At 41.7% G+C, this 7,796-nt stretch carries 5 protein-coding genes and 1 pseudogene; 5 read left to right on the top strand and 1 reads right to left on the bottom strand.

Features of this window, described 5'->3' with window-relative positions; genetic code table 11:
* From BV372_RS38140 to BV372_RS34405, 5 genes and pseudogenes are all read left to right on the top strand, one after another.
* Positions 1-194, top strand: a pseudogene (locus tag BV372_RS38140) (hypothetical protein); the annotation flags it as partial.
* Positions 191-730: a DOMON-like domain-containing protein gene (locus BV372_RS34425; protein ID WP_086691998.1), complete on the top strand. Its 540-nt coding sequence runs from the start codon at positions 191-193 to the stop codon at positions 728-730. The pseudogene BV372_RS38140 and the gene BV372_RS34425, both read left to right, overlap by 4 nt.
* A gap of 7 nt (positions 731-737) precedes the next feature.
* Positions 738-1,322 (top strand): hypothetical protein, encoded by a 585-nt coding sequence (locus BV372_RS34420; RefSeq protein ID WP_086691997.1) that lies wholly within the window; start codon positions 738-740, stop codon positions 1,320-1,322.
* A 366-nt stretch (positions 1,323-1,688) separates the two neighbouring features.
* Complete coding sequence (locus BV372_RS34415) at positions 1,689-4,760, top strand: plasmid replication protein, CyRepA1 family (RefSeq protein WP_086691996.1); 3,072 nt, start codon at positions 1,689-1,691, stop codon at positions 4,758-4,760.
* A gap of 598 nt (positions 4,761-5,358) precedes the next feature.
* Positions 5,359-7,179, top strand: coding sequence for a tetratricopeptide repeat protein (locus BV372_RS34405; RefSeq protein WP_086691992.1), 1,821 nt, complete (start codon positions 5,359-5,361; stop codon positions 7,177-7,179).
* Positions 7,180-7,235: 56 nt separating this feature from the next.
* On the opposite strand, the gene BV372_RS34400 is transcribed toward BV372_RS34405, so the two are convergent.
* Complete coding sequence (locus BV372_RS34400) at positions 7,236-7,631, bottom strand: hypothetical protein (RefSeq protein WP_086691990.1); 396 nt, start codon at positions 7,629-7,631, stop codon at positions 7,236-7,238.
* Positions 7,632-7,796 lie beyond the last annotated feature (165 nt).

Here is a 7,796-nt window from a genome sequence, read left to right as displayed (position 1 = left end):
GGGTTTTCTTTTTTTATTCTTTTATTCAGAATACCCGGAAAGTGACAGAAGAGGGTTATTTAGCTGGGAATGTCTACTTCAAAGTCAAGCATCCAGAACATAACCTTTATAGAGCGCTGGTGCAATTTGCGCTGACGAAAAGTATTGAAACTCAGGAAACTACAATTCGCGCCATAATTCAGGATATGAAATGAACAATCAGTCATTTTTCCTGCAACCTTTTGCCTCTACTAAGCAACTGCTTGATCTAAAAATTGTAGGTAAGATTGTCCGGAATGATAATCAACTGGCGATTGAATATACTTTGCTTGGTGACTTAAAAGAAGTTGCTATCACCCCACCATCAGCAAGACCATCACGAAAGCATGAACTGTGGCAAGATACCTGCTTCGAGTTCTTCCTGGGTATCAAGGATTCTCCAAAGTATTGGGAATTCAACCTTTCCCCTGCCGGACATTGGAATGTTTATCGCTTTGATGGTTACCGTCAAGGAATGCAAGAGGAAGCAGCTTTAATAAAACTCCCGTTTATTGTTCAACAGCAAGCAGACAGTTTAGAACTGACTCTAGATTTTGATTTGGATAAAATTCTCCCGGTAGAACAAGCTTTGGAAGTTGCGATCGCCACCGTTATCAAAGATAGAGATGGTGAAGTGACTTATTGGGCTTTGACTCATCAAGGCGCTGAGGCTGACTTTCACCGACGAGATAGTTTTATTATGAAATTGTAAGCTGAACTTGAAAAACCTAAAACGCGATCGTCGCATTCAATTTCCTCGCTTCAGCCTGTGGATTTTCTCACTACTATTAAACCTGGCTTTCTGGCTACTGCTGAGACTGCTACCTGCTGAAGCAATCTACACCCTGCGCGGCTTCTGGAGTATACTAGCTCTTCCTTGCTTGGGGCTGCTGACATTAATAATTTCTGGCTGGGCGATCGATAAATTGCCAACTACATCCTTGTCCAAATCCTGGCAAGGGCTGATTTGTTTACTGCACTTTCCCGGTCTATTATTTTTGCCGTTTTACCTGATGGGTTTCCTTCTAGGGATCTTTACTGGATTCATAGGTCCCGATCTGATGACAGAATACGTTTCTCCTAGCGGACAGCGATCAATCACTATTGTTCGCCAGGGGATAATCTGTAGCCAGCAAGTTTATCTCAATCGCTTTGTTGTCATGCAGCGAGTGGGTAGCTTCCAGATTGGGACTGGTAAGTGCGCCCGCAGTGCCAGTGCAGCAATTAGCTGGAAAGCAGATGAAACCGCAATTGAATGGCAATACAGCGATCGCAAGGGAAGCATTTCATTGCCTGACAGTTAACAATGTTACTTTCACCATATTTTCAGTAACTTTTGTTACTTTTGTCTCAAAAGCTGTTTTTGACGGTAAACTGCTGCGGTTTCATCCATCTTGACAAATATGGCTTTTAGTAGTGCCTTTAATGCAAGCGCATTCTTTAATCTAGGATTCTACTGATAATTAAAAATTAATCGCGAACAAATATCACAATACAAACTTATTACCGAACCAAGACAAAAGAGAAAATCACCTACTTTATCTTTTACCGATGTGTCTCCCGCCACTGAGTAAAAAAAGTAGCATTAAACCCTTATGAAAACTATGATAAAAAATCGGCTGATGCATGGTAAGTTTTAAATCCATCGTCCTCGCTTAGAGCCTCGCCCTATGCATCTTCACTATTTACACCCCCAACACCTTGAGGAATTAGTCAAGAGCAGTGGCATAAATTTACACATTGCGAAGCTCAATTTCATGTCGCTTCAAGGTATCAACGCTTATGAGTACCTGTTGATTTCTGAATTACTTCCACGCACCAATACCGGAATGGTGAAAAATGGGTGGTTGCAGCGTTACGCCCATATTACTGAAGGCGGTTGGTGGTGTTCCGGACTAGATCCGCTGAATAATTGGCAAACAATGGAATGGGGATGCTTTAAGCCAACCCAACCCCGAATCAATCAAAATGGTAAGTCCATCAAGTACGAACATCCCCCCAGCACACCAACGCGAGTGTTCTGTCTGCGGGTTCCGCCACAAGTTTGGCAGCAAGTCGCCCAGCGTTACAATCTCTCTATGCCCAACGATATCAGTATTGGTGCCAATGGCGAAGCCAAAGGCTTTTGGCAATGGGTGATGGAACAGAACATACCTTTGATTGTTTGCGAAGGAGCAAAGAAAGCAGCGACACTATTAACACAAGGATATGCTGCGATCGCCATTCCCGGAATTACTAGCGGTTATCGAGTGGTTAAAGATGACTTTGGTAAAGTTACCCGTCGCCAGCTAATTCCTGACTTAGGAATTTTTACTCTAAAAAAACGCACGTTTTACATTTGTTTTGATTTTGAAACTAAACCCAAAACAATCGCCGCTGTTAATAATGCGATTTCCCAACTGGGTTTTTTATTCCAAGAAAAAAACTGTCCTGTAAAAGTTATCGAACTTCCGGGATTGGAAAAAGGCGTTGATGAATTTATCGTCGCCAAAGGTGCAACTAGTTTCGATAAAGTTTATCGTCAAAGCGTTGATTTAGAAGTTTATCTTGCTCAAACTAAACCTCATACCGAGTTAACTATTCCGGCTGCACTCACTGTTAATTGTCCTTATTTAGGTGAAATCCCTTTCCCCACCTCTGGATTAGTGGGAGTAAAATCAGCAAAAGGAACAGGTAAAACAACCGGATTGAAAGCTGTTGTCAATCAAGCTAAAAGTAGAAATCAAGCAGTTTTGCTAATTACCCATAGAATCCAATTAGGAAGATTTTTATGCGAAAAAATTGGCATTAACTGGGGAATCGGCAATGGAGAACGAAGGGAGAGTGTGAACCAATCCTTCGGCTTGTGCGTCGATTCTATTTGGAAGCTAAACCCTGAAGATTGGCAAGGTGCGATCGTAATTTTAGATGAAGTAGAACAGTCTTTATGGCATTTATTAAATAGTAATACCTGTAAACAGAAGCGCGTTAAAATATTAAAAATATTCCAACAATTAATTGCGACAGTTTTAAGGACTGGAGGCTTAATTATTGCCCAAGATGCTGATTTATCTGATGTATCTCTAGAATATTTACAGGGATTAGCCGCAAGTAAATTAACTCCTTGGATAGTTTTAAATCAATGGCAACCTCAGCGTGGTTGGGATGTGACTTTTTATGATTCTCCCAATCCAACGCCGCTAATTCATCAATTAGAACTCGATTTAATTGCTGGACGTAAATGTTACGTTACTACAGATAGTCGGACTGGGCGTTACAGTTGCGAAACTATCGAACGTTACCTAAAAGAACGTTTAGAAAAATTGCGCCGACAATTTCCTAAAACTCTGGTTGTCAGCAGTCAAACTACAAATACGCCAGGCCATGCAGCAGTTGATTTTGTTGCAGAGATTAATCAAAAAATTCCTGAATATGACACTGTATTTGTCACTCCTAGTATTGGTACAGGAATTAGTATTGATGTGCAACATTTCGATAGAGTCTATGGCATATTTCAAGGCGTAATTCCTGATTCGGAAGCACGACAAGCATTAGCTAGAGTTAGAGATGATGTGCCGCGTGTTGTTTGGTGTGCGAAGCGAGGTATTGGTTTAATTGGCAGTGGTAGTACCAATTATCGTTTGCTGTCTTATTGGTATCAAGAGAATCAAAAAGATAATTTAGCTTTGCTCAGTCCACTGCATAAAATAGATGTAGATTTACCATTAGTTTATGACCCCATACATTTACGAACCTGGGCAAAGTTATCTGCTAGGGTAAATGCTTCAATTCGCCTTTATCGCCAATCTCTCCAAGAAGGTTTAATTGCAGATGGGCATCAAATATGGACAAGAAGCAATGCAGTACACAATAATATTATTCGAGATTTACGCCTAGCATTCTTGGCAACAGATCCGCAAGATTTGGCCAATCGCAGAAGATTAATTTTGGAAATTGTCAAAGTCCAAAAAGATTGGTCAGAAAAACGTCAAAAAGCCAAAGAGATTAAACGTAAAATTAAAGAAATTAAACAGCAGAATCAATTAGTATCAGCTTCTGCGATAGGTAATGCTAGAGATATTGATTATGTCGAATATGAGCAGTTATTAGCCAAACATTCCCTAACTGAGGATGAACGCAACGCCACCCAGAAATACATTCTCAGGCAGAGGTATGGCATAGAAGTTACACCCATGCTGAAATTACAGGATGATAAAGGCTATTATGGTCAACTTTTAACTCACTATTATTTGACCCACGAAAGCGAGTATTTTCATATTCGCGATCGCCAGGAATGGAATCAGCAATTGTATTGGGGTGATGGTCAAGTTTTTCTTCCCGATTTAAAAACTTACACGCTGAAAGTTGAGGCGATGAGAGCCTTAGGAATGGTAGATTTTTTGGAAGTAGCACGAGAGTTTACGGAGAATGATCCAGATTTAATTTTGCTGAAAAATTTGGCTGCTCAGAATAGTAAGCATATCAAAAGAGTACTGGGTATTAATTTAGGAAGCGAAACCGAAAATATTTCAGCAATCAAAATCATCAGCCGATTGTTAAGTTTGTTGGGATTAAAGTTGAAGCGGGTAAATGAAGCTTATCAAATCGACCCAGAAACCCTTAATGATGATAGACAAAAAATCTTTGCAGTCTGGCATCAACGAGATGAGTTAATGTTGACTCATTTGAGAAATATGGGAAGTGAAATGGTTGATAATCCTTCAAAATCGATTCCAATTCAGCTGTGTCAAAGCCTGAATTAGCTGATGCGGGGTAATCGCCTTGGCGTATATTGGCAGGGGGAAGTCCTGGTTAAAGAAATTCAGCCCACGCAAGTGGGCTTTGTTCAATTAGCCGCACCATTCGATGGTGAGTCCAGTCGGCGGTGTCAGTTTCTGTCCCGTCGAACTGGCGTTCTCCGTAGGGGTTCTCGTAGAGTACCCTGAGGGTGACGGCGGTTTGCTGGGATCGTGAGGGATCTGAGTCCTGCTGATTTGCCAGTACCATGCCAATACAGTTCGGATAAGCACTTTTCATTAGAGTTGTAGTTTGGGCAAAGGGTAAGGGAAAAAGGGTTAAGGGTGAATTTAAACCTTTCCCCTTTTCCCTTTTCCCCTTAACCGAACCGTATTGAGTACCATGCTTCTATAAGTGGTATTGGATTCTAGGCTACAACCAGAATTATTGGTGGAATAATTTCTGTCGTCTATAATTAGCCTTTATTCACATCTTGCATCAAAGATAAGAGTAGACACGCTCGGTGCAGCTTCCTGGAGGGTAGCCACTGGCGTGTGACTTCCAATCGTTTGGAATTAGTGCAAGATTTACTCTCTATAAAAACTCGTAACTCTCATAAATTTTATGAATGCTGAAGATTTTTTAACTCAGGGATTAAACAAAAATTTTCAAGGGGACTATCAAGGAGCGATCGCAGATTACACCCAAGCAATACAACTTAATCCCCATTTTGCCGAAGCTTACTATAACCGAGGTATTATCATCAGCACCGATCTTAAAGATTATCACGGTGCGATCGCAGATTTTGATCGGGCAGTAGAAATCAATCCTCATTTTGCCGAAGCTTATTGCAATCGGGCTAATGCGCGTTACTGGTTAGAAGATTATGAAGGAGCGATCGCTGACCATAACCAAGCATTGCAAATCAATCCCAATTTAGCTGAATCTTACCACAGCTTGGGTAAAGCCTACTTTGCTCTCGGAGACTATGAAACAGCGCTGTCCAATTTTTACAAAGCAGTTCAAATTAATCCTCACTTATCTACTTATATTAATGTTGATATTGCCAATGCTTACCATAATCGCGGTGTAACCCGTTGCGATCGCGGCGATAATCAAGGAGCGATCGCAGATTTCAATCAAGCCTTGCAGTTAAACCCCAATTTTGCCGCCGCCTACACTAATCGAGGTAATGTTTACCATATTTTGGGAGAGTATCTGCAAGCGGTAGCCGATCATGACCAAGCATTAGAACTAGATGGCAATTTGGCGGAGGCTTATCATAACCGCGGTAATGCTCGTTATGCCCTCACAGACTATCAACGGGCGATTGAAGATTACAACCAAGCTTTAGAATTAAATCCCAATTTTGCCGGAGCTTACTATAATCGGGGTCTTGTTCATGCTTACTTAGAAGAGTATCAGCAAGCAATGGCAGACTTTAATCAAGCGATCGCCCTCAATCCTGATGATGTGCAAGCATACTATGAACGGGGTCTGGTGCGTAGTGCTTTGGGCGACTATCAAGGAGCGATCGCCGACTATAACCAAGCATTGCAAGAAAATCCCACACTAGATTTAGTATATGGCTTAAGGGCAAATGTGCGTCGCCGCATGGGAGACTATCAAGAAGCAATTAAAGACAGTACAAAGCTCCTGCAACTCAATCCACTGATGGCTGAGGGATATTGCGATCGCGCTGCGGCGCGTCGTAACCTCGGAGACTACCAAGGTGCAATTAAAGATTATGATTGGGCATTGATGTTTAATGCCAATTTAGCCGAAGCTTACTATGGTCGAGGCATTGTCCGCGAAGCTTTGCAAGATTACCACGGAGCAATCACCGATAACACTCAGGCAATAGAAATTGCACCTAACTTTTCTCAAGCCTACTGCAACCGGGGTAACGTTCGCCGTCAGATGGGCGATGAACAAGGAGCAATAGCCGATTACAACCAAGCATTACAACTCAATCCTGAATTAGTTGAAGCTTATTACAACCGAGGATCTCTGCGGTATACCCTAGAAGACTATGAAGGTGCGATCGCAGATTATACCCAAGCTTTACAGCTAAATCCCCACTCTGCTGCATTTTATAGCGATCGCGGTAATGCTCGTTATGCCATAGAAGACTATCAAGGAGCGCTAGAAGATTACAATCAAGCAATAGCGATCGAGCCTAGTTTTGCTGAAGACTGGTTTAATCGAGGCCGTAGCCGTTCTTGGCTAGGCGAATTAGAAGAAGCGCTCAAAGACTTAAACCAAGCCTTAGAACTGCAACCTCATTGGACAGAAGCCTATCTTGTGCGCGCTGATGTTTACCGGAATCTCGGAGATTACGAAAGAGCAATTGCCGATTTCCAAGAATCCGCCGACCTTTATTACAAAGAAGGAAATATCCAATATTACCGAGAAATTCTCAATTTAATTGCAGAACTTGAGTAGGGTGGGCATCGCCCACCAGCCCATCTATTGTAAATTTAAAATATTGGTGGGCAGTGCTACGCCGTAGGAGCATCCTCACCAGATTTTACCTCTGCCGCAGCTTTGAGACGAGTAGCTGTGCCTTTACGAATGCGTTCGCTTTTGCGCACACCACCCGCCATCATATATTCGCTACTGTCTTTACCGTATTTACAACCAACTCCCAGCAGCAGTCTCTCAGAAAGATTGCCCAAACTTTTTTCCATCTCCTCAATCTCGATTCTGGTAGACTCAACTACTGCTAAAGCGCTATTATAAGTCTCTAGCTTGCCACGTAATTTCTCCATTTGTTGCATCATATTTTCTAGGTCGCAAGCATCGCCAAAATCCATTTTAGGATTAATAGCCTTCAGTCTGGCAGATCTCAATTGAGCTTTTTCTAGAATACGCGATATACGTTGTTGACGTGGCATAACAGCACCCCTGTATAAAATAGTTATAGTGCTAGTTTGCCTCAATCAAGCTGAATTTTGGTTCAGCATAATTCCCAGAATTTTGTTCTTTTAGTAATTAAATTTTTAAGTAATAACCGTTAGAAACTTCCAAATAAATATCCTATCGCTGTTGGTTATGACAGG

This window comes from Nostoc sp. T09 (assembly GCF_002154695.1).
GTDB lineage: Bacteria > Cyanobacteriota > Cyanobacteriia > Cyanobacteriales > Nostocaceae > Aulosira.
This window is presented reverse-complemented; position numbering and strand designations above follow the sequence as displayed.

Coding starts and splice junctions, on each gene's coding strand:
- BV372_RS34425 (WP_086691998.1), top strand. CDS start 191: ATGAACAATCAGTCATTTTTCCTGCAACCTTTTGCCTCTACTAAGCAA.
- BV372_RS34405 (WP_086691992.1), top strand. CDS start 5,359: ATGAATGCTGAAGATTTTTTAACTCAGGGATTAAACAAAAATTTTCAA.
- BV372_RS34415 (WP_086691996.1), top strand. CDS start 1,689: ATGCATCTTCACTATTTACACCCCCAACACCTTGAGGAATTAGTCAAG.
- BV372_RS34400 (WP_086691990.1), bottom strand. CDS start 7,631: ATGCCACGTCAACAACGTATATCGCGTATTCTAGAAAAAGCTCAATTG.